Origin of the sequence: Streptomyces sp. NPDC001902 (assembly GCF_042891295.1) — a bacterium.
Classification (GTDB): Bacteria; Actinomycetota; Actinomycetes; order Streptomycetales; family Streptomycetaceae; genus Actinacidiphila.
The window spans coordinates 163,584-182,776 of the sequence record NZ_JBIATA010000013.1 but is presented as its reverse complement, the minus strand read 5'-3'; the positions used below and the strand labels follow the sequence as shown (position 1 = coordinate 182,776).

General features: G+C 73.3%; 22 protein-coding genes. 18 read left to right on the top strand and 4 right to left on the bottom strand.

What is annotated here, in order from left to right; genetic code table 11:
* Positions 1-212: 212 nt before the first annotated feature.
* From ACFYYN_RS22325 to ACFYYN_RS22275, 11 genes are all read left to right on the top strand, one after another.
* The gene (locus tag ACFYYN_RS22325; RefSeq protein WP_500547227.1) at positions 213-470 is read left to right on the top strand and encodes a hypothetical protein; all 258 of its coding nucleotides are present in this window, start codon (positions 213-215) and stop codon (positions 468-470) included.
* A 148-nt stretch (positions 471-618) separates the two neighbouring features.
* Positions 619-786, top strand: coding sequence for a hypothetical protein (locus ACFYYN_RS22320; protein WP_500547226.1), 168 nt, complete (start codon positions 619-621; stop codon positions 784-786).
* 146 nt (positions 787-932) lie between these two features.
* Positions 933-1,292, top strand: coding sequence for a hypothetical protein (locus ACFYYN_RS22315; RefSeq protein ID WP_500547225.1), 360 nt, complete (start codon positions 933-935; stop codon positions 1,290-1,292).
* 183 nt (positions 1,293-1,475) lie between these two features.
* Positions 1,476-1,826, top strand: coding sequence for a hypothetical protein (locus ACFYYN_RS22310; protein WP_500547224.1), 351 nt, complete (start codon positions 1,476-1,478; stop codon positions 1,824-1,826).
* Positions 1,827-2,165: 339 nt separating this feature from the next.
* Complete coding sequence (locus tag ACFYYN_RS22305) at positions 2,166-2,984, top strand: HipA family kinase (protein ID WP_500547223.1); 819 nt, start codon at positions 2,166-2,168, stop codon at positions 2,982-2,984.
* Complete coding sequence (locus tag ACFYYN_RS22300) at positions 2,981-3,373, top strand: DUF3037 domain-containing protein (RefSeq protein ID WP_500325122.1); 393 nt, start codon at positions 2,981-2,983, stop codon at positions 3,371-3,373. Before ACFYYN_RS22305 ends, ACFYYN_RS22300 begins: the two co-directional genes overlap by 4 nt.
* Before the next feature lie 119 nt (positions 3,374-3,492).
* A complete protein-coding gene (gene fabG / locus ACFYYN_RS22295; protein ID WP_500325120.1) occupies positions 3,493-4,254 on the top strand; it encodes a 3-oxoacyl-ACP reductase FabG in 762 nt (253 codons plus the stop codon).
* 22 nt (positions 4,255-4,276) lie between these two features.
* The gene (locus ACFYYN_RS22290; RefSeq protein ID WP_500325118.1) at positions 4,277-5,038 is read left to right on the top strand and encodes an SDR family oxidoreductase; all 762 of its coding nucleotides are present in this window, start codon (positions 4,277-4,279) and stop codon (positions 5,036-5,038) included.
* 101 nt (positions 5,039-5,139) lie between these two features.
* Entirely contained in the window at positions 5,140-6,123 is a 984-nt protein-coding gene (locus tag ACFYYN_RS22285; RefSeq protein WP_500547222.1) for an aldo/keto reductase, read from the top strand.
* A 77-nt stretch (positions 6,124-6,200) separates the two neighbouring features.
* Positions 6,201-6,881, top strand: a complete 681-nt coding sequence (locus ACFYYN_RS22280) for a uracil-DNA glycosylase (protein ID WP_500547221.1) — start codon at positions 6,201-6,203, stop codon at positions 6,879-6,881.
* Positions 6,882-6,947: 66 nt separating this feature from the next.
* Positions 6,948-7,403 (top strand): hypothetical protein, encoded by a 456-nt coding sequence (locus tag ACFYYN_RS22275; RefSeq protein ID WP_500325113.1) that lies wholly within the window; start codon positions 6,948-6,950, stop codon positions 7,401-7,403.
* Between the two features lie 4 nt (positions 7,404-7,407).
* On the opposite strand, the gene ACFYYN_RS22270 is transcribed toward ACFYYN_RS22275, so the two are convergent.
* Both ACFYYN_RS22270 and ACFYYN_RS22265 read right to left on the bottom strand, forming a co-directional pair.
* Positions 7,408-7,926 (bottom strand): DinB family protein, encoded by a 519-nt coding sequence (locus ACFYYN_RS22270; protein ID WP_500325111.1) that lies wholly within the window; start codon positions 7,924-7,926, stop codon positions 7,408-7,410.
* A 31-nt stretch (positions 7,927-7,957) separates the two neighbouring features.
* Positions 7,958-8,554: a TetR/AcrR family transcriptional regulator gene (locus tag ACFYYN_RS22265; protein WP_500547220.1), complete on the bottom strand. Its 597-nt coding sequence runs from the start codon at positions 8,552-8,554 to the stop codon at positions 7,958-7,960.
* Positions 8,555-9,145: 591 nt separating this feature from the next.
* On the opposite strand from ACFYYN_RS22265, the gene ACFYYN_RS22260 reads away from it, so the two are divergent.
* Both ACFYYN_RS22260 and ACFYYN_RS22255 read left to right on the top strand, forming a co-directional pair.
* Complete coding sequence (locus ACFYYN_RS22260; RefSeq protein ID WP_500547219.1) at positions 9,146-10,357, top strand: FAD-dependent monooxygenase; 1,212 nt, start codon at positions 9,146-9,148, stop codon at positions 10,355-10,357.
* A gap of 13 nt (positions 10,358-10,370) precedes the next feature.
* Positions 10,371-11,285 carry a Gfo/Idh/MocA family protein gene (locus tag ACFYYN_RS22255; protein ID WP_500325106.1) on the top strand — a complete coding sequence of 305 codons (915 nt, stop codon included), beginning with the start codon at positions 10,371-10,373 and terminating at the stop codon, positions 11,283-11,285.
* Here the strand turns inward: ACFYYN_RS22255 and lnt are convergent.
* Positions 11,257-12,783, bottom strand: coding sequence for an apolipoprotein N-acyltransferase (gene lnt / locus ACFYYN_RS22250; RefSeq protein WP_500547218.1), 1,527 nt, complete (start codon positions 12,781-12,783; stop codon positions 11,257-11,259). The two genes, ACFYYN_RS22255 and lnt, sit on opposite strands and share 29 nt — an antisense overlap.
* Positions 12,784-12,971: 188 nt before the next feature.
* Between lnt and ACFYYN_RS22245 the strand changes: the two genes are divergently transcribed.
* Positions 12,972-15,395 carry a SpoIIE family protein phosphatase gene (locus tag ACFYYN_RS22245; RefSeq protein ID WP_500547217.1) on the top strand — a complete coding sequence of 808 codons (2,424 nt, stop codon included), beginning with the start codon at positions 12,972-12,974 and terminating at the stop codon, positions 15,393-15,395.
* Positions 15,396-15,445: 50 nt separating this feature from the next.
* On the opposite strand, the gene ACFYYN_RS22240 is transcribed toward ACFYYN_RS22245, so the two are convergent.
* The gene (locus ACFYYN_RS22240; protein WP_500547216.1) at positions 15,446-16,147 is read right to left on the bottom strand and encodes a hypothetical protein; all 702 of its coding nucleotides are present in this window, start codon (positions 16,145-16,147) and stop codon (positions 15,446-15,448) included.
* Positions 16,148-16,294: 147 nt separating this feature from the next.
* Between ACFYYN_RS22240 and ACFYYN_RS22235 the strand changes: the two genes are divergently transcribed.
* From ACFYYN_RS22235 to ACFYYN_RS22220, 4 genes are all read left to right on the top strand, one after another.
* Positions 16,295-17,170 (top strand): Fpg/Nei family DNA glycosylase, encoded by an 876-nt coding sequence (locus ACFYYN_RS22235; RefSeq protein ID WP_500547215.1) that lies wholly within the window; start codon positions 16,295-16,297, stop codon positions 17,168-17,170.
* A 50-nt stretch (positions 17,171-17,220) separates the two neighbouring features.
* Positions 17,221-17,940 (top strand): flavodoxin family protein, encoded by a 720-nt coding sequence (locus ACFYYN_RS22230; RefSeq protein WP_500547214.1) that lies wholly within the window; start codon positions 17,221-17,223, stop codon positions 17,938-17,940.
* Position 17,941: 1 nt separating this feature from the next.
* Positions 17,942-18,553 (top strand): NAD(P)-dependent oxidoreductase, encoded by a 612-nt coding sequence (locus tag ACFYYN_RS22225; protein ID WP_500547213.1) that lies wholly within the window; start codon positions 17,942-17,944, stop codon positions 18,551-18,553.
* Positions 18,554-18,643: 90 nt separating this feature from the next.
* Positions 18,644-19,180: a DoxX family protein gene (locus tag ACFYYN_RS22220; protein ID WP_500547212.1), complete on the top strand. Its 537-nt coding sequence runs from the start codon at positions 18,644-18,646 to the stop codon at positions 19,178-19,180.
* The last annotated feature ends 13 nt before the right edge of the window (positions 19,181-19,193 follow it).

Genomic DNA, 19,193 nt, shown 5'->3' with positions numbered 1-19,193 from the left:
GGAGCCCCGGTCTGCAGAGGCAGCTGGGGCTCCTCTGGTGGCGACGCGGATCGTGGAGGTCGCGTACCCGATCGTCTGCCGCGGTGACTCCACGGTGATCGAGTTCGACATCCCGCTGGTCTGATCTGGTGCTTGGGTGAAATGCCCCAGGATCACGAGGAGCGTCGGTACGCTGGCTGCCCCAATCAAGCCTGTATGACCTGGAGGTCTGTATGGCTGACGAGCCGCTCAAGGCGCACTTCGTGGCAGATCCCATCGAGCTTCCCGACGGCCGAAAGGTCCGGGTGAGCGCGTACCCCGACGGGAGCATCCGATTCCGGGTGGACGGACTGCCGTACGTCCTGACCGAGGCGTACCTCAGTGGTAACCCCGAGCGGGACAAGGCGATCCTGAAGGTCTCGCCCGGCAAGCAGGGCAGCGCCGCCGCGTACAACTACGTGGAAGAGCTTGAGAAGAAGAACCGCAGCTAGACACACGAAAGCGCCCCCGCCTCCATGAAAGAGGTCGGGGGCGTCAGCGTCCTTGTCCACGGGGCTACGCCGTATGCCCCTCGCTTCCAGAGCGGTCCGTTCCGCCCTGGCGAAGGCGTCGAGTCGCTGTTCGATCTCACGCTGACCGGTGCATTACCTGCATGCACTCAAAGCACACCACCAGGCCGCGCTGATCCTGAAGTTCTCAGCCTCGAAGCTCCCGGAACTGGGCGGAGTGTTGAAACCGGTCACCCCGCTGCCGGAGCTCAGCGTCAATGGAGCTGTGCCGCGTCAGTTCGACAACCCGGCGTTGTGACGGCTTGGTGCTGACGGTCGTCAAGAGGGGAATGCTCCACCTCGGCCGACCAGAGGGGGGACGCCGTGCTATCCACGGTTACCGCAATCGCAGGGTTGATCAGCTTGGTCGCGACCTTGGCTTTCGTAGGCATACAGACGCGAGCGGTGTCGCAACAGGTTCATATCGCGAACAACCTGAACGGCACGAACGGGCTCGACCTGTGTTTGAACAACGTGCGCGAGATCTACTTCAAGATGCTGGAGTACCCCGGCATGCGGAAGCACTTCTATGAGGATGTGCCGTGTCCGGCTGACGGGGTCGAACGGGAACGGGTCTTGCTGATCGCCGAGGCGCTGACGGACGTGATCGAGACCGGTTTGGTGGCGACTCGCCGGATCCCCGAGACGGAGTCCTTCGAGGATTGGCGCGACTACTCCCGCTTCATTCGTGATCACAGTCCCGCCATCCGTGATCTGCTCAGTGAGCATCCCCTGTGGTGGCCCGAGCTGCGAGAGCTGGACTAGTGCTCCAGCGGTAGAGCGTGATCTCGCCCGTTGGTGTACTGCTGCGGTTGGCTTCTGGGGCGTTGAACCGGACATGGGGCGCCGTGCGCTGCAGGCGGTCCGGGCGTAAGTCCTGAGGTCGGTGCCAGGTGCCCGGTGAGGCCGTGGAAAAGGTCAGCCAAGATGCCCCCGTAGGATCCGGGCATGAACAGCAAGGGGTGGGGAGCCCTCTATGGGCTGTGCTTCGCTGTAGCGCTCGGCTGGGGGGCCGGGCTTGTCGAGGGTGGGTGCGAGTGGCGCTCCGTCGGCCAACGTTGGGCGTGCGGGGTGCCGGACGGCTACGGCTGGTATGCCCGCGTCCTCGTCATCGCGTTCCTTTCATTCCCGCCGTTGTGCTGGACGGTGATCCGTACCGACGATTGGCGACCGTCGTTGGGGTTCTCTGTCGGTGCTGCGGTTGCTTTGGGAATCACCCTGTCCGGAGTTGCCGGCCGGAGCGCCCGGAGCCGGGCGGGGCGCAGAACCGTGCGGCCACCGATGATCATCGGTGTGTGAAAACTGAAGATCGCACAGTGGCCGCAAGTCAACGAGATCCAGAAACCGCTTACGGTGCTGGTCGTCCGGCCCGTGCGCGATGCGGCCCATCGGCTCGGCTGGTCCGCCTGGCGCGGCCGCCACCAGGCCGAGCCCAGACCGGCCATTACCGCCGACCGGCCGTGAATCGGACATGAAGATCACGATCTACGGTTGGAATGCGGCGGTCTCCCGGGCCTCCTCCTCGTCCCCGCCCCCGTGGAGGGCCTGCTCGTGCGCCCTGACGGCGTCAGCGAAGTCGCACAGCTCTCCGAGGACGGCGCGGCGTGGCCGTGGGAGGCCGATCATTAAGATGCGCCCATGGAGGAAGTGACCGGGATCCGCTACGTCACGCCGTTGCGTGAGGGCGGATCGGTTCCCGGGGTCGTCGAGGCCGACGACCTGGGGACCTACGTGGTGAAGTTCGTGGGCGCCGCACAGGGGCGCAAGGCACTGGTCGCGGAGGTGATCGCGGGGGAGCTGGCCCGGCGGCTGGGCATGCGGGTGCCGGTGCTGGTGCGGTTCCAGTTCGACCCGGTGATCGGGCTCGGCGAGCCGGACCAGGAGATTCAGGACCTGCTGAAGGCCAGCGGCGGCCTCAACCTCGGCATGGACTTCCTCCCCGGTGCGCTCGGCTTCGACCCGCTGGTCTTCGAGGTGGAGTCCGGCGAGGCGGGCCGGATCGTGTGGTTCGACGCCCTCGTGGGCAACGTCGACCGCTCGTGGCGCAACCCGAACATGCTGGTCTGGCACCAGGACCTCTGGCTGATCGACCACGGCGCCTCGCTGATCTTCCACCACAACTGGAAGGGCGCCGACCAGGCCGCGGACAAGCCGTACGACGCCGCGGACCACGCCCTCGCCCGCTTCGCCCCGGACGTCGAGGCCGCCGCCCGCGACCTCGCCTCGCGGGTGGACGAGGCGCTGCTGCGCGAGGTCACCGCCCAGGTCCCCGACGAGTGGCTGGTGGACGAGCCCGGTTTCGCGGGTCCGGACGAGGTGCGCCGCGCGTACGAGCGGGTGCTGCTGGGGCGCGCCGGCTCCGTGGGGGAGCGGATCACCCTCGCCCCGAAGCAGCAGGAGAAGCAGGCGCCGCCGGAGTGGCTGCGCACCTGGGTCGAGGGGAAGGCCGCCAAGTGAGCACGGCGAGCGGGCGCGATGTGTTCGAGTACGCCCTGGTGCGCGTGATGCCGCGGATCGAGCGCGGCGAGCTGATCAACGCGGGTGTGCTGGTCTACTGCCGTGCCAAGTCCTTCGTGGGGGCCCGCGTCCACCTGGACGAGACGCGGCTGCGCTGCCTCGACCCCGACGTGGACGTCGCCGGCGTACGGGCGGCGCTGCGCGGCTACGAGGGCATCTGCGCGGGCGGTGAGCGGGCCGGGCAGGCGGCGGAGGACGATCCTGGACGCCGCTTCCGGTGGCTGACGGCGCCGCGCAGCACCATCGTGCAGCCGGGCCCGATCCACACCGGGCTGACCGAGGACCCGCAGGCCGAGGTGGACCGTCTGCTGGATCTTCTGGTGCGCTGAGCCACATCGGCGCGGTGGGCGTTGACACAGGGTCACTGCGCTCCTACGGTTTCGGCTACGGGACGTACTAAGCGGTCGCTCACCTGCGCGACCGCTCCCCACAGGGCTGAGGAGAGCAGATGTCGACCACCGAGCAGCGCGTAGCGATCGTGACAGGGGCGGCGCGCGGCATCGGCGCCGCCACCGCCGTGCGCCTGGCCGCGGAGGGCCGCGCCGTGGCCGTGCTGGACCTCGACGAGACCGCGTGCAAGGACACCGTCGAGCAGATCACCAAGGCGGGCGGCCGGGCCGTCGCCATCGGCGCCGACGTCTCCGACGAGGAGCAGGTCGCGGCCGCGGTCGCGCGCGTCGCCGCGGAGCTCGGGGCGCCGACGATCCTCGTCAACAACGCGGGAGTGCTCCGCGACAACCTGCTGTTCAAGATGAGCGCGTCCGACTGGGACACGGTCATGAACGTGCACCTGCGCGGCGCCTTCCTGATGACCCGCGCCGTCCAGAAGCACATGGTGGACGCCAACTTCGGCCGCGTGGTCAACCTGTCCTCGTCCTCCGCCCTCGGCAACCGCGGCCAGGCCAACTACTCCGCCGCCAAGGCGGGCCTGCAGGGCTTCACCAAGACCCTCGCGCACGAGCTCGGCAAGTTCGGCGTCACGGCCAACGCGGTCGCCCCCGGCTTCATCGCCACCGACATGACGGCCGCCACCGCCGCCCGCATCGGCATGGGCTTCGAGGAGTTCCAGGCCGCGGCCGCCACCCAGATCCCCGTCCAGCGCGTCGGCAACCCGGACGACGTCGCCAACGCCATCGCCTTCTTCACCGGCGACAACGCGGGCTTCGTCTCCGGCCAGGTGCTGTACGTGGCCGGCGGACCGCTCGACTGAACCGCGACAGGAGACCCGCATCATGAGCAACCAGCCCGACAGCGGACGCGTCGCGATCGTCACCGGCGCCAGCCGCGGCATCGGCTACGGCATCGCCGAGGCGCTCGTCGCCCGCGGCGACCGCGTCGTCATCACCGGCCGCAACGAGGAGGCGCTGAAGGAGGCCGTCGAACGGCTCGGCGCCGACCGGGCCCTCGGCGTGGCCGGCAAGGCCCACGACGAGGCGCACCAGGCCGAGGTCGTCGAGCGGACGATGGAGGCCTTCGGCCGCGTCGACTACCTCGCCAACAACGCCGGTACGAACCCGGTCTTCGGCCCGCTTGCCGAGCTCGACCTCGGCGTCGCCCGCAAGGTCTTCGAGACCAACGTCATCTCCGCGCTCGGCTTCGCCCAGCAGACGTACAAGGCGTGGATGAAGGAGAACGGCGGCGCGATCGTCAACATCGCCTCCGTGGCGGGCATCAGCGCCTCCCCCTTCATCGGCGCGTACGGCATGAGCAAGGCCGCGATGGTCAACCTCACGCTGCAGCTCGCCTCCGAGATGGCGCCCGGTGTCCGCGCCAACGCCATCGCCCCCGCGGTGGTCAAGACCAGGTTCGCCTCCGCCCTCTACGAGGGCCGCGAGGAGCAGGCCGCGTCCGCCTACCCGCTGGGGCGGCTCGGCGTGCCCGAGGACATCGGCGGCGCCGCCGCCTTCCTGCTCTCGGACGCGGCGGCCTGGATCACCGGCCAGACCCTGGTCGTGGACGGCGGCATCTTCCTCAACGCCAGCGTCGGCGCCTGAGGGTTGCGTTCGTCCGCACTCCAACGTGCACAGTCCCTGGTGCCGGCCACCGCTGCGGCGGCCGGCACCAGGGACCCGCCCGTATCCGAGGAGTGCGCACCATGCGATACCGCACACTGTCCGGCGGCGCCGGACCGAAGGTCAGCACCCTGTGCCTGGGAGCCCTGCCCTTCGGCACCACGGTCGACGAGGAGACCTCCTTCGCGATCCTCGACCGCTTCACCGAGGCCGGCGGCACCTTCGTCGACACCGCGAACAACTACGCCTGCTGGGTGGACGGCGCCACCGGCGACGAGAGCGAACTGCTGCTCGGCCGCTGGCTGCGCAGCCGCCGGGCGAGGGAGCACGTCGTGCTCGCCACCAAGGTCGGCGCCCGTCCCGACCTCACGCGCGGTACGCGGTGGATCGACGAGGAGGGCGGGCTCGGCAACGCCGAGGGCCTGGCCGGGCACGTCGTCCGGGCGGGCCTGAGGGAGAGCCTGCGCAGGCTGGGCACCGACCGCGTCGACCTCCACTACGCCCACGTCGAGGACCCGCGCGTCCCGCTGGAGGAGACCGTGGAGGCCTTCGCCGGCCTCGTCGCGGACGGCACGGTCGGTACGCCCGGCGTCAGCAACCACGCGACGCGGCGCATCGCCGAGGCCCGCCGGATCGCCGCGGAACGGGGCCTGCCGGGGTACCAGGTCGTCCAGCAGCGGCACACCTACCTCCGGCCGCGGCCGCAGGCGCGCTTCGGCATCCAGCGGCACGCCGACGCCGAACTCCTCGACCACGTCCGCACCCAGCCCGACCTGACGCTGCTGGGGTACTCCACGCTCGTCCACGGCGCCTACACCCGGGACGACAAGGCGGTGCCCGGGCAGTACCGGCACGGGGGGACGGAGCGGCGGCTGCGCGTCCTGCGGGAGGTGGCGCGGCAGGCCGGGGCGACCCCCAACCAGGTCGTGCTGGCCTGGCTGCTGGGCGGGGACGTGCCCGTCCTGCCGGTGCTCGGGGTGAGCAGCGTCGCGCAGCTCGACGAACTCCTGGCGGCGGCCGACCTGGACCTCGAACCGGAGTTGCGGGCCCGGTTGGACGCGGCCTGACCCCCGGCCGGGCGGATTGTCGGTGCGGAACGGTACGTTCGTCCCCAGTAACGGATCGCGTACCGGAGGTTCCCGACGTGCCCATCACGCTGCCCGAGTCCTGGCAGGCCGTCCTCGGTGAGGAGCTGGAGAAGCCCTACTTCACCCAGCTCACCGAGTTCGTGGAGGAGGAGCGCGGGAAGCACAAGGTCTTCCCGCCGCGTGAGCAGGTCTTCGCGGCCCTGGAGGCCACGCCCTACGACAAGGTGAAGGTGCTGGTCCTCGGCCAGGACCCGTACCACGGCGAGGGCCAGGGGCACGGGCTGTGCTTCTCGGTGCAGCCGGGTGTCAAGACCCCGCCCTCCCTGCGGAACATCTTCAAGGAGATGAAGGAGGAGTACGGCTACCCGATCCCGGACAACGGCTACCTGATGCCGTGGGCGGAGCAGGGCGTGCTGCTGCTCAACGCGGTGCTGACGGTGCGCGAGGCCGAGGCCAACTCGCACAAGGGCAAGGGCTGGGAGAAGTTCACCGACGCGGTCATCAGGGCCGTCGCGTCCCGGCCCGACCCGGCGGTCTTCGTCCTGTGGGGCAACTACGCCAAGAAGAAGCTGCCGCTGATCGACACCGAGCGGCACGCGGTCGTCCAGGGCGCCCACCCGTCGCCGCTGTCGGCCAAGCTCTTCCTGGGCAGCCGTCCCTTCACCCAGATCGACGAGGCGCTCAAGGCACAGGGCCACGACCCGGTGGGCTGGCGCATCCCGGACCTGGGCCGCTGAGTCCGTGCCCGGGCCGGGCGACGCACGGGGGTCGTCGCCGGGCCCGGGCCGAGGGGGGAGATGCCGATGGAATGGACGGGATGGACGGGGCCGCGCACGGGCAGGGCGCGGCGCCGGGCCGAAGCGGCGGCATGGACGGCCGGACTCGTGCTCGGCGCGTTCGTCGACGTCCGGGTGATCCAGCACCTTCTGACGGCGGACGTGGCGCCGGCCTCCGTCGCGTCGCGCGGCGCGGTGCTCGGCACCTGGGCGACGGACGACGGGGACGGTTCCATCAGGTTCGACCCGGACGGCCACTTCTCCGCCTCCCGGATGCCCGCCCAGGTCTTCATCCCCGGCCGGTGGGTCGACGGGGTGAAGACCACGGGCGGTACCTGGACGTTCCACCACCGCTACGTGGAGCTCGACGGGTTCTCGGGGCTGGGCATCGTCGAGGACTGGCGCGACGACACCCGCCTGTGCGTGGAGTCCGGCGACCCGGGCGTGCTCTGCGACGAGTTGCTGCACCGGGTGCCGGACTGAGGCGTCAGTCGCCCGTCACCCCGTCGATGCGTTCGCGGATCAGGTCGGCGTGGCCGTTGTGGCGGGCGTACTCCTCGATCATGTGGACGTAGATCCAGCGCAGGGAGATTTCGTGCTTGCCGCGGCGCAGCCCGATGTCGTCGAGCGACCGGTGGCGGGTCAGCTCGCGGGCGTGCGCGATCTCGGCGCGCCAGGTGGCGAACGCCTCGGCGGTGTCGGCCTGGGCGAGGTCGTGGAACTCGCCGTCGGGGTCGTCCTCGGTGAGGTAGAGCGGGGGCACGTCCTCTCCGGCGAGCACGGTGCGGAACCAGCCCCGTTCGACCCCGGCCATGTGCCGGACCAGGCCGAGCAGGGTGAGGTCGGAGGGGGGCGCGCTGGGGGTGCGCAGCTGTTCGTCGTCCAGGCCGGCGCACTTCATCGCGAGGGTGTCGCGGTGGAAGTCCAGCCAGCTCTCCAGCATGGTGCGCTCGTCGGCGATGTAGGGCGGGTCGGTGCGCTCCGGCGTCGTCGTCATGGCCGCCATGATGGCGGGGGCCTCTGACGGCGTCGACGCATTAACCGGCCGAGCCGTCGGAGCCGCCACAGAGCATCCCGCGCAACAGGTCGGCCGCGCCCGCCCGCAACTCGGCCTCGGGCGGGGGCGACATGGACCCGGCGCCCGCGACGGAATGGAAGAGGACGCCGTCGCACCACGCGATGAGCGACCGTGCGTGACGCTCCGGCTCGGCGGAGCCCACGGCGCGCAGCATCGCCTCCAGTTGCTCGCGGAAGGCGCGGCCCGCGGTGTCGTAGACCGTGCGCAACTCGGGGCGCCGGGTGGCCTCCAGGGCGAGTTCCAGGCGGGCGCGCGTGAGGTCACGGGCCTCGGTGACGGAGCGGTGCAGGAAGTGCGCGAGCAGCGCGGCCAGCCCCTCGGGCCCGGGCGCGGACGCGGGGGCGTGGGCCGTCTGCGACTCGCGGAAGGCCAGCCTGCGCACCGCCGCCTCCAGGAGGGCCGCGCGGGTCCGGGCGTGGTTGGACGTCGAGCCCTGCGGCAGACCGGCCGCCTCGTCGACCGCTCGGTGGGTCAGCCCGCGCATGCCCCGCTCGGCGAGCAGGGCGAGTGCGGTGTCGGCGATCAGCTCGGGGCGGGACGTCTGCGCGGTGCTCATGACGGCAACCTACCGGCCCCCCGACTCCCGCCCCGGCCCGTCCGCCCGCGGACGGCTGAGGGGTGTCCCCGTCACCCGGACCCGGCGCGGCCGGGTGTCCGCGACGCGCCCAGGTCCACAGCGGACCCCGGCTCCCGCCCCGGGGGCCGGTGCTCGCGGCTCCCACCACTGCCGACGACCCCCTCCCGGGCCGGTTCGCCCCGGGCACGTCCCTGCCGTCGCGCCGGAGCGGCCGATGTGCGCACCGCCGCCCTCACGCGGCTCGAGGCGCCGGCGCCCGGGACGCGGTCAAAGCCCGGGAGAGGGTCGGCGGCGCGGGCTCGGTGCCGACGGCCGCGCCCCTTCGCGCGCTGCCTCCGCCCGCGTCGGCCGTGGGGCACCGATGCCGGCGCTCGGGCTCTCCAGGGTGCCGGCGGCCTCGTCCGGGCCGACGCGCCCCGGCTCCGTGAGCGTGAGCCGCTCGTCCGCGACCGCCCCGCGCGGCCGGTCGGTGAGGGGCGCCGGAGGCATGGGCGCCCATTACCCCCGGCACTACAGGTGTAGTACACTCCCCACTACACCTGTAGTCCACGGGGGGGGGGAGCCGAAGCCATGGGCCGCACATCGCGTCAGCCGTACGCCGTCGTCGTCGGAGCCGGCATCGGAGGGCTGGCCGCCGCCGTGGCATTGCGCCGGCGCGGATGGCGGGTGACCGTCCTGGAGCGGGCCGCGGCGCTCGAACCCGTCGGAGCCGGGATCGGCATCGCGCCCAACGGCCTGCGTGCGCTGGACGCGCTCGGGGTCGGCGGGGCCGTGCGCGCCATGGCCGCCTTCCAGGGCGAGGGCGGGCTGCGCCGCCCCGACGGGCGCTGGCTCTCCCGGACCAGCGGCGAGGCCGCCGCCGAGCGGTTCGGCGGACCCGTGGTGATCGCGCACCGGGCGGAGCTGGTGGCCGTGCTGTCGGGCCTCCTGCCGGACGGCGCGCTGCGCACCGGGACCCGGGTCCTGTCCGCCTCCCCCGGGGGGAAGGTCACCACCGAGGACGGGACGATCGACGCCGATCTGGTGGTCGCCGCCGACGGGATCAACTCAGCCGTGCGCGCCGCGCTGTTCCCGGCGCACCCGGGGCCGGTCTACAGCGGGTTCACCAGCTGGCGCACGGTCGTGCCGGCACCCTCCACGTACCTCCCGCACGAGACCTGGGGGCGCGGCCGGCTGTGGGGCACCGTCCCGCTCACCGGCGGCCGCGTCTACTGCTACGCGACCGCCGTGACCCCGCCGGGCGGCCGTGCCCCCGGCGGGGACGAACGCACCGAGCTGCGGCGGCTGTTCGGCGACTGGCACCAGCCGGTGCCCGAGCTGATCGACTCCGCCGCCCCCGGCGCAGTGCTCCGCAACGACGTCCACCACCTCGCGCGACCGCTGCCCGCCTTCCACCAGGGGCGCATCGCCCTGCTCGGCGACGCGGCGCACGCCATGACGCCCAACCTCGGCCAGGGCGGCTGCCAGGCCCTGGAGGACGCCGTCGTCCTCGCCCACCTCGCCGCCCCCGACGCCGCGGACGAGGCCGTGGCGCGCGCCCTGGCCGCCTACACCGCGCAGCGGCTGCCCCGCACGACGGGCGTCGTACGCCGCTCCTGGAGCATCGGGAGGCTCACCACCTGGTCCTCGCCGTCCGCCGTCGCGCTGCGCGACGCCCTGTTCGCCACCGTCAACCGGGTCGGCCCGCGCCTGGCCCTGCGCAGCCTCGACGGGATCGCCGACTGGCGGCCGCCGGCCGGCCCGTATGCTGCCGACGGCACAGGTCAGGCACAGCAGGCGTAGGCGGGAGCGGCACATGGAACCCCTCAGGATCGGGGTCATCGGACTCGGCGACATCGCGCGCAAGGCGTACCTGCCGGTGCTGACCGCGCAGCCGGGGGTGGAACTCCACCTGCACACCCGCACCCGCGCCACCCTCGACGCCGTCGGCGACACCCACCGGGTCCCGGTCCCGCACCGCCACGAGACCCTCGACGCCCTGCTCGACCAGGGGCTCGACGGGGCGTTCGTGCACGCCCCCACCGAGACGCACGTGGAGATCACCGAACGCCTCATCGCCGCGGGCGTCCCCGTCTACGTCGACAAACCGCTCGCCTACGACCTGGCCGGGGCCGAGCACCTGGTGCGCCTTGCCGAGGAGCGCGGGGTCGGGCTGACGGTCGGCTTCAACCGCCGCCACGCGCCGGGCTACGTGCAGTGCGCCGACCACCCGCGCGACCTGATCCTCCTGCAGAAGAACCGCATCGGGCACCCGGAGACCGCGCGCACCGTCGTCTTCGACGACTTCATCCACGTCGTCGACACCCTGCGCTTCCTCCTCCCCGGCCCCGTCGAGCACACCGACGTCCGGGCACGGGTCCGCGGCGGGCTGCTCCACCACGTCACGCTCCAGCTGTCCGGCGACGGCTTCACCGCGATCGGCGTGATGAACCGCATGAGCGGCTCCAACGAGGAGGTCCTGGAGGTCATGGGCCAGGACAGCAAGCGCCAGGTGTTCAACCTGGCCGAGGTCGTGGACCACAAGGGCCAGCCCACCGTCCGCCGCCGCGGCGACTGGGTCCCCGTCGCCCGCCAGCGCGGCATAGAGGGCATCGCCCTCGCGTTCCTCGACGCCGTACGGCACGGCAAGCCCCTCGACGCCCGCGACGCGCTGCAGACCCATGAACTGTGCGAGCGCGTCGTCACCGCCGTGACCGGGCAGACCTCCTGAGCGCCGCCTCGTACGCGCCCGCCCCGGCCAGCAGCAGCACCGCCAGCCGGGGCACCCAGTCGCCGAGCCGGTCGTACGGGCTGCGCCCGGAACCCAGCGGCACGTCGTAGACCTGCGCCGCGCTGCGCGACGTGCCCAGCGACGGGCCGATCCGCTCGCCGCGGGCGTCGTGGACCGCGCTGATCCCGGTCAGTGTCGCGTGCACCATCGGCCGCCAGGACTCGGCCGAGCGCAGTGCCGCCAGCGAGGCGTGCTGCGCGGGCGCCCAGCTCCCCTGGAACGAGGACGTGGAGGACTGCGCCACCAGCAGCTGCGCCCCGTCGTCCGCGAGGTGCCGGCTCATGTCGGGGAACGCCGACTCGAAGCACACCAGGGGCCCCAGCCGCACCGTGCCCGCGTCCATGACCACCTGGTGGTCACCCCGGATCCGGTCCTCACCCGCCGCCCTGCCCACCGACGTGGCCCAGCCCAGCACCGTACGGGCCGGGACGTACTCGCCGAACGGCACCAGCCGCATCTTGTCGTAGCTCGGGCCGACCGGCCCGTCCGGGCCCATCACGACCGAGGTCTTGGATATCCCGAGGCCGTCCGCCCGCCGGGCGTCGACGTTGACCAGGATGTCGGCGCCGACGTCCCGGGACAGCGCGGCCAGCCGGTTCGCCAGGTCGGGGCGGGCGGACAGGTCGAAGCCGACGCTGCTCTCCCCCCACACCACCAGGTCCACGCCCTTGCCCGCGAGCGTACGGGTCAGCCGCTCCCCCTGGTCGAAGCGCGGTTGCGGCCCGCTGATGACCCCCGGCTGCACGACCGCCACCCGCACGGACTCCCCGCTGCGGCCCGGGACCGGCGCCCAGGCCCACACCGCCGTCGTGCCCACCGCCGCGGCGGCCAGCACGGACCCCGCGGCCGCCCGGCAGGAGGGCACCACGAGCAGCGCGGCCAGGGCCGTGTTGACCGCCACCACCAGGAAGCTGACCAGCCACACGCCCCCGATCGAGGCCAGCCGCAGCGCCGGCGTCACCTGCCACTGGCTCGCCCCCAGCAGCCCCCACGGCCCGCCCAGGTACTCCCACGACCGCACCAGCTCGACCAGCAGCCAGGCGGACGGCACCAGCACCGTCGCCGCCAGGACCGTGCGGGGGCCCGGCGTGCCCCCGAGCAGCCGCCGCACCAGCCACCCCCACGGCGCCCACAGGGCCCCCAGCAGCAGGGCGATGAGCACGATGAAGACGTGCAGGCTCGGGATCAGCCAGTGGTGCACGGCCACCATGAAGCCGGCCCCGCCCAGCCAGCCGTCCACGGCGGCCCGCCGCCCCGTCGGTGCGGCGCGCGCCAGCAGCATCCACGGCACGAGGGCGACGTACGCCAGCCACCACAGCGACGGCGCGGGGAACGCCAGCGCCGGCAGCGCCCCCGCCGCCGCGGCCGCCGCACCGCGCGTCCAGGGTGAGGCGAGCCGGGGGGAGACCGTCCGCGGCCCGTCGACCTTCACCGTCACCTGCGCCACTCCTCACACTCGCCTGGCCTCAGTCTCGTTCGTCCGGACGGCCTTGCCCAGAGGGCCACGGCGCGTGAACCGGCGGCCCCGTGCCGTGCGCGCCGCGCCCCCGCCGCGCACGCCGGTTGAGAGTGCCCCGGCGGGGGACCATGCTGAGGGGGAACGGCCGTGAGGACGAGGACGTACCCATGGGAAGGCGCACCGGCCACGGGGAGCACGGGGGAGGGAAGGAGCGCCACGGGCTGACGCCGCCCGCGGCCGCTGCCGTCGCTGCCGGTGACACGGGGGTGCTGACCGCCTGGGGCGAGGACGCCTGCCGGCTGCTCGGCTGGTCGTCCGCCGAGGTGCTCGGCCGGCCCGCCGGCACCCTGCTCGCCGCCCCGCTGCCCTTCGCCGCACTGCGCCGCATCATCGCCGGACGCGCCTGGGCGGGCCCCGTCGTCCTGCGCCACCGCGACGGCGGGGACGTGCCGGTCCGGCTGGGGCTGCGCCTCCTCAGCGACGCGTCGGGCACCGCGCACTGGGCCGTCACCGCGACCGCGACCGCCCCCGGGCGACCGGAACCGGACGCCGGGGTCCTCGCCCAGCTCCCGGTCGCCGTCGCCGTCTACGACCGCGAGGTACGGCTCAGCACCGCCAACGCGGCGATGGAGCGCCTGGTCGGCAGGAGCGTGGAGGAGGTGCGAGGGCAGCGGCTGCGCGAGTTCATGCCCGGCGCGGCCTTCGAGGAGTTCGACCGCGTCCAGGAGGAGGTGATGCAGACCGGCGCGACCGCGCGCCTGGAGAGCCTCGGCCGCCCGCCCGGCGACGACCGCGACCACGCGTACGCGATGCTGGTCTTCCCGCTCAAGGACGGGTCGGGACAGGTCACCGGGGTGTCCGCCGCGGTCTACGAGACGACCGAGCAGTTCCACGCCCGGCGCCGGCTGGACATCGTCAACGAGGCGAGCACCTGCATCGGCACCACCCTGGACATCACCCGCACCGCGCAGGAACTCGCCGACGTCTCCGTACGGCGGTTCGCCGACATGGTCAGCGTCGACCTGCTGGACTCCGTCGTCCGCGGTGAGGAACCCGGCCCGCTGCCGGCCGCGGGCGCCCTCGCCTTCCGCCGCGTCGCCCAGCAGTCCGTGCTGCCCGGCTGCCCCGAGGCCGCCGCCCAGGTCGGGGAGCTGGACATGGTGCCCGAGCACTCGCCGGCCGCCTGCGCCCTGGTCACCGGGCGGGGGTCGCTGCACCGCACCCATGAGCCGGAGATCCGGCGCTGGACGGAGTACGACCGCGCCCGCGGCAGGAGCGTCGTCGACTACGGCGTGCACTCGCTGATGGTCGTGCCGCTGCGCGCCCGGGGCGCGACCCTCGGACTGGCGATCTTCATCCGGCACCGCACCCTCGACCCCTTCCACGCCGACGACCTCCTGCTCGCCGAGGAGATCGCCGCCCGGGCCGCCGTCTGCGTGGACAACGCCCGCCGCTACTCCAGGGAACGGGCCACCGCCCTCACCCTGCAGCGCAGCATGCTCCCGCAGCACTCCCCGCGGCAGGCCGCCGTCGAGGTCGCCTCCCGCTACCTGCCGGCCGGTTCCCGGGCGGGCGTGGGCGGCGACTGGTTCGACGTGATCCCGCTCAGCGGCGCCCGGGTGGCGCTCGTGGTGGGCGACGTCGTCGGCCACGGGGTGCACGCCTCGGCGACGATGGGACGGCTGCGCACCGCCGTGCGGACCCTCGCCGACGTCGACCTGGCGCCCGACGAACTCCTCACCCAGCTCGACGACCTGGTGGTACGCCTCGACATGGAGGAGGGGCAGGGCATCGAGGGCGGCTCGGACCAGTTCTACGGGGAGGTCGGCGCCACCTGCCTGTACGCGGTCTACGACCCCGTCACCCGGCGCTGCACCATGGCACGCGCCGGCCACCCGCTGCCCGCCGTGGTCCTGCCCGGCGGCCGGGCCGACTTCCCCGACCTGCCGGCGGGGCCGCCGCTGGGGCTCGGCGGGCTGCCCTTCGAGTCGGCGGAGCTGGACCTGCCCGAGGGCAGCCTGCTGGCCCTGTACACGGACGGCCTGATCGAATCGGCCGGGCACGACGTCGACGCGGGGCTCGCGCTGCTCGCCCGGACGCTCACCCGGCCGGCCGGGAGCCTGGACGAACTCTGCGACAACGTGCTGTACGGGCTGCTGCCGGACCGGCCCCGCGACGACATCGCCCTGCTGGTCGCCCGGACCCGCGCCCTCGACGCCCACCAGGTCGCCACCTGGGAGCTGCCCGACGACCCGGCCGTCGTCGGGCAGGCGCGCAGGACGGCCGCGGAGCAACTCCGCGAGTGGGGGCTGGGGGAGGCCGTGTTCAGCACCGAACTGGTCGTCAGCGAACTGGTCACCAACGCGATCCGCTACGCCGGCGGCGGCCCGATCCAGCTCCGGCTGATCCGTGACGCCACCTTGATCTGCGAGGTCTCCGACACCAGCAGCACCGCCCCGCACCTGCGCCGTGCCCGGATCTTCGACGAGGGCGGCCGCGGGCTGCTGCTCGTCGCCCAGTTCACCCAGCGCTGGGGATCCCGGCAGACGCCCACCGGCAAGACGATCTGGGCCGAGCAGGAATTGGTCTGACTCCCTGACGCGGCGTCATCCCCGTCGGCCGAACCGCCCCTGAAGTGACGTCAGCCGCCGCGGGACCAGTCGCCCTGCCGGCCGCCGTTCCACTGGCCGCCGTGCCGGCCGGTGCCGCCGCCGGTGCGGTGCCGGCCGCCGAGGTGACCCTGCTCGCCCGAGCGGTGCGCGGCGATGGTGCGGGCCACGGCCTCCTGCCAGTCCTCGCTGTCCCAGGTGCCGCTGACGCGGGCGTGGCGGCCCGGGGCCGGGGCGTCGCCCGGGGCGTCCGGCCGCGCGGTGTCGTGCGTACCGGTGCTCGCCGCGGTGCCCGTACCCGTACCCGCACCCGTACCCGTGTCCGTCGACGCGGCCTTCGTGACCGCCGCCGTGTCGGCCTTCGTGGTCTCGGCGGAGACGGCCGCGCCCGCGGCGGTCGGCACCATGGCGTCCTCGACGGACCCGTCCGGTACGGCCCTGGCCGGCCCCTGGGCGGCTTCCGCGACGTCGCCGGAGCCGCCGTGCGGCATGAGCATGGACAGTCCCGCGATGGCGCCGGTCGCCGTCAGCACTGCGGTGCCCAGCGAGCCGCGGCCGGGACCGCCGCGCTGCCCACGGTGACGGCCCCCGACGACCTCTCCGCTGATGACCTTGACCTCCGCGGCCTCACCCGCCTCCACCGGCTGCGGCCGGGGTATCACCTCGGTGGGGTCCAGCGCGCCCGGGTCGGGGTGACTCGGTGCCTCGGCGGGCAGGGGGAGAGAATCGGCCATGGCTGCGATCATTCACATCCGGCGGCCCGATGTCCAGTTCTCCCGAAGATCCAACTGTCTGTTCATCGTGCGGTATTGGCGCCGAAACCGGGCGGAACCGCCCCGTCGCCGCTCGCACCCCGCCGCCCCGGGGCGCACACTGGTCGCATGCCGGAGCTGCCCGAAGTCGAAGCCCTGGCCGGTTTCCTCACCGGCCGCATGGCCGGCCACGCCATCGCCCGGGTGCTGCCGGTGGCGGTGAGCGTCCTGAAGACCTACGACCCCCCGCTGGACGCGCTGCACGGGCGCACCGTGACCTCCGTCGGGCGCCGCGGCAAGTTCCTGGTCTTCACCACCGACGAGGGCGCGGGCCCGTACCTCGCCGTCCACCTGGCCCGGGGCGGCTGGCTGCGCTGGAAGGACGACCTGCCCACGACCCCGCCCCGCCCCGGCAAGGGCCCGCTGGCACTGCGGCTGCTGATGGCGGAACCGGAGGGCGCCGGCTTCGACCTGACGGAGGCGGGGACGCAGAAGCGGCTCGCCGTCCACTGCGTCCGGGACCTCGCGGACGTCCCCGGCATCGCCCGCCTCGGCCCCGAACCGCTCGATGCCGCCTTCACCCTCGAGGTCTTCGCGGCCCTGCTCTCCGGTGAACGCCGCCGCATCAAGGGCGTCCTGCGCGACCAGGGCGTCATCGCCGGTGTCGGCAACGCCTATTCGGACGAGGTGCTGCACGCCGCCAGGATGTCGCCGTACGCGCTCGCCGCGAACCTCTCCGCGGAGGAGGTCAGCCGGTTGTACGAAGCGCTGCTCACCACCCTCCGGGACGCCGTCGAACGCTCCCGCGGCCTGGCCGCGGGAGACCTGAAGGGCGAGAAGAAGACCGGGCTGCGGGTGCACGGGCGCACCGGCGAACCGTGCCCCGTCTGCGGCGACACGATCCGCGAGGTCTCCTTCAGCGACTCCTCCCTGCAGTACTGCCCCACCTGCCAGACCGGCGGGAAGCCGCTCGCCGACCGGAGGATGTCGCGGCTGCTGAAGTAGCCGCCCGGCGGAGGGTGACCCAGGATGACTGGTGACCGAAAGGGTGCGCCATGTCCGATTCCACCGGGTACCGCTATGACGACCTGGGTGCGCTGTTCCTCAACTGCACGCTGAAACGCTCCCCCGAGGTCAGCAACACCGAGGGGCTCATCGACCGAAGCCGCGCCCTGATGGAGGCGCAGGGGGTCCGCACCGAGGTCGTCCGCGCCGTCGACGAGGACATCGCCACCGGCGTCTGGCCCGACATGACCGAGCACGGCTGGCGGACCGACGCCTGGCCCGCCCTGTACGAGAAGGTGCTGGCCGCCGACATCCTCGTCCTGTGCGGCCCGATCTGGCTCGGCGACAACTCCTCCGTCACCAAGCGTGTCGTCGAACGGCTCTACGCCTGCTCCAGCCTGCTCAACGACCGCGGCCAGTACGCCTACTACGGCCGGGTCGGCGGCTGCCTCATCACGGGCAACGAGGACGGCGTCAAGCACTGCGCCATGAACCTGCTCTACAGCCTCCAGCACCTCGGCTACACCATCCCGCCGCAGGCCGACGCCGGCTGGATCGGCGAGGCCGGCCCCGGGCCCTCCTACCTCGACCCGGGCTCCGGCGGCCCGGAGAACGACTTCACCAACCGGAACCTCTCCTTCATGACCTGGAACCTGATGCACCTGGCCGCCCTGCTCAAGCGCTCCGGCGGCATCCCGGGCCACGGCAACCAGCGGAGCGCCTGGGACGCCGGCTGCCGCCCCGACTTCGCGAACCCGGAGCACCGCTGACATGCGCATCGCGATCTTCGGAGCCACCGGCCACGTGGGACGCGAACTCGTGGCGCAGGCGCTCGACGCCGGCCACGAGGTCACCGCCCTGGCCCGCGACCCCGCCGGGCTCCCTCCGCACGAACGGCTGACGGTCGTACCCGGCGACGTCCGGGACCCCGAGGCCGTCGGCCGCGTGATCGCGGGCGCCGACGGGGTGCTCAGCGCCCTCGGCACCCGCTCCCCACGCGGCGAGACGGTCTGCGCCGACGGGATGCGGCGCATCCTCCCCGCCATGCGGGCGCTCGGCGTACGGCGGCTGGTGGCCGTCGGCGCGTACGGGTCGGGACCCGGCCGGCGCGGTGTGTACCGGGCCGCGACCTCGCTGGTCATCCCGGCCATCATGCGGGACAAGGACCGTCAGGAGGAGCTGATCCGCGCCGAGGGCGACCTGTGGACGATCGTGCGGCCCGCCGTCGTCACCGGCGGCCGCTACTCCGGCGTCTACCGCACCGGATCCGACCTGCGGCTCGGTCTCGCCTCCCGGGTCAGCCGGGCCGACGTCGCCGACTTCATGCTCCGCGCCCTGGGCTCCGAGGACTGCGTACGGCGGGCCGTGGCCATCAGCTCCTGACCGCCCGGACGGCCCACCGCGGGCGGCGCCCCCCGCGGCGGGAGCCGAGACTGGCCGTACGCGCCCGCACCGCCCCGGAAGGACCCCGCCATGCCCACCAACCGCCGCAAGGACCTCGGACTGCTCGCGCTGCGCCTCGGGACCGGCTCGGTGCTCTTCGCGCACGGCGCCCAGAAGCTCTTCGGCTGGTTCGGCGGCCACGGCCTGGAGGGCACGGGCGAGGCGATGGAGTCCATGGGCTTCCGGCCCGGCCGGCACAGCGCGCTCGCCTCGGGCCTCGCCGAAGCCGGCGGCGGCGCCCTGCTGGCGCTCGGCCTGGCCACCCCGGCCGCGGGCGCGGCCGCCGCCGGGGGGATGGCCGGAGCCGTCTCCGTGCACCTGCCGGCCGGCTTCTTCTCCGCCTCGGGCGGCTTCGAGCACCCGGCCTTCCTCGGCTTCACGGCCGCCGCGATCGGGATCGCCGGGCCCGGCCGCTACTCCCTGGACCATCTGACCGGCGACGTGCTGGACTGCCCCTGGACGGTCGTGGCCTGCTTCGCGGCCAGTGCCGTCGCCGCGGCGGTGGTGATCTCCCGCCGCAACGCCGCCGTACGCGCCGACATGGCGGCCGAACTGCCGCAGCCCTGACCGGACGGTGGAC

Coding starts and splice junctions, on each gene's coding strand:
- ACFYYN_RS22325 (WP_500547227.1), top strand. CDS start 213: ATGGCTGACGAGCCGCTCAAGGCGCACTTCGTGGCAGATCCCATCGAG.
- ACFYYN_RS22310 (WP_500547224.1), top strand. CDS start 1,476: ATGAACAGCAAGGGGTGGGGAGCCCTCTATGGGCTGTGCTTCGCTGTA.
- ACFYYN_RS22305 (WP_500547223.1), top strand. CDS start 2,166: ATGGAGGAAGTGACCGGGATCCGCTACGTCACGCCGTTGCGTGAGGGC.
- fabG (WP_500325120.1), top strand. CDS start 3,493: ATGTCGACCACCGAGCAGCGCGTAGCGATCGTGACAGGGGCGGCGCGC.
- ACFYYN_RS22290 (WP_500325118.1), top strand. CDS start 4,277: ATGAGCAACCAGCCCGACAGCGGACGCGTCGCGATCGTCACCGGCGCC.
- ACFYYN_RS22285 (WP_500547222.1), top strand. CDS start 5,140: ATGCGATACCGCACACTGTCCGGCGGCGCCGGACCGAAGGTCAGCACC.
- ACFYYN_RS22275 (WP_500325113.1), top strand. CDS start 6,948: ATGGAATGGACGGGATGGACGGGGCCGCGCACGGGCAGGGCGCGGCGC.
- ACFYYN_RS22270 (WP_500325111.1), bottom strand. CDS start 7,926: ATGGCGGCCATGACGACGACGCCGGAGCGCACCGACCCGCCCTACATC.
- ACFYYN_RS22265 (WP_500547220.1), bottom strand. CDS start 8,554: ATGAGCACCGCGCAGACGTCCCGCCCCGAGCTGATCGCCGACACCGCA.
- ACFYYN_RS22260 (WP_500547219.1), top strand. CDS start 9,146: ATGGGCCGCACATCGCGTCAGCCGTACGCCGTCGTCGTCGGAGCCGGC.
- ACFYYN_RS22255 (WP_500325106.1), top strand. CDS start 10,371: ATGGAACCCCTCAGGATCGGGGTCATCGGACTCGGCGACATCGCGCGC.
- ACFYYN_RS22245 (WP_500547217.1), top strand. CDS start 12,972: ATGGGAAGGCGCACCGGCCACGGGGAGCACGGGGGAGGGAAGGAGCGC.
- ACFYYN_RS22240 (WP_500547216.1), bottom strand. CDS start 16,147: ATGGCCGATTCTCTCCCCCTGCCCGCCGAGGCACCGAGTCACCCCGAC.
- ACFYYN_RS22235 (WP_500547215.1), top strand. CDS start 16,295: ATGCCGGAGCTGCCCGAAGTCGAAGCCCTGGCCGGTTTCCTCACCGGC.
- ACFYYN_RS22230 (WP_500547214.1), top strand. CDS start 17,221: ATGTCCGATTCCACCGGGTACCGCTATGACGACCTGGGTGCGCTGTTC.
- ACFYYN_RS22225 (WP_500547213.1), top strand. CDS start 17,942: ATGCGCATCGCGATCTTCGGAGCCACCGGCCACGTGGGACGCGAACTC.
- ACFYYN_RS22220 (WP_500547212.1), top strand. CDS start 18,644: ATGCCCACCAACCGCCGCAAGGACCTCGGACTGCTCGCGCTGCGCCTC.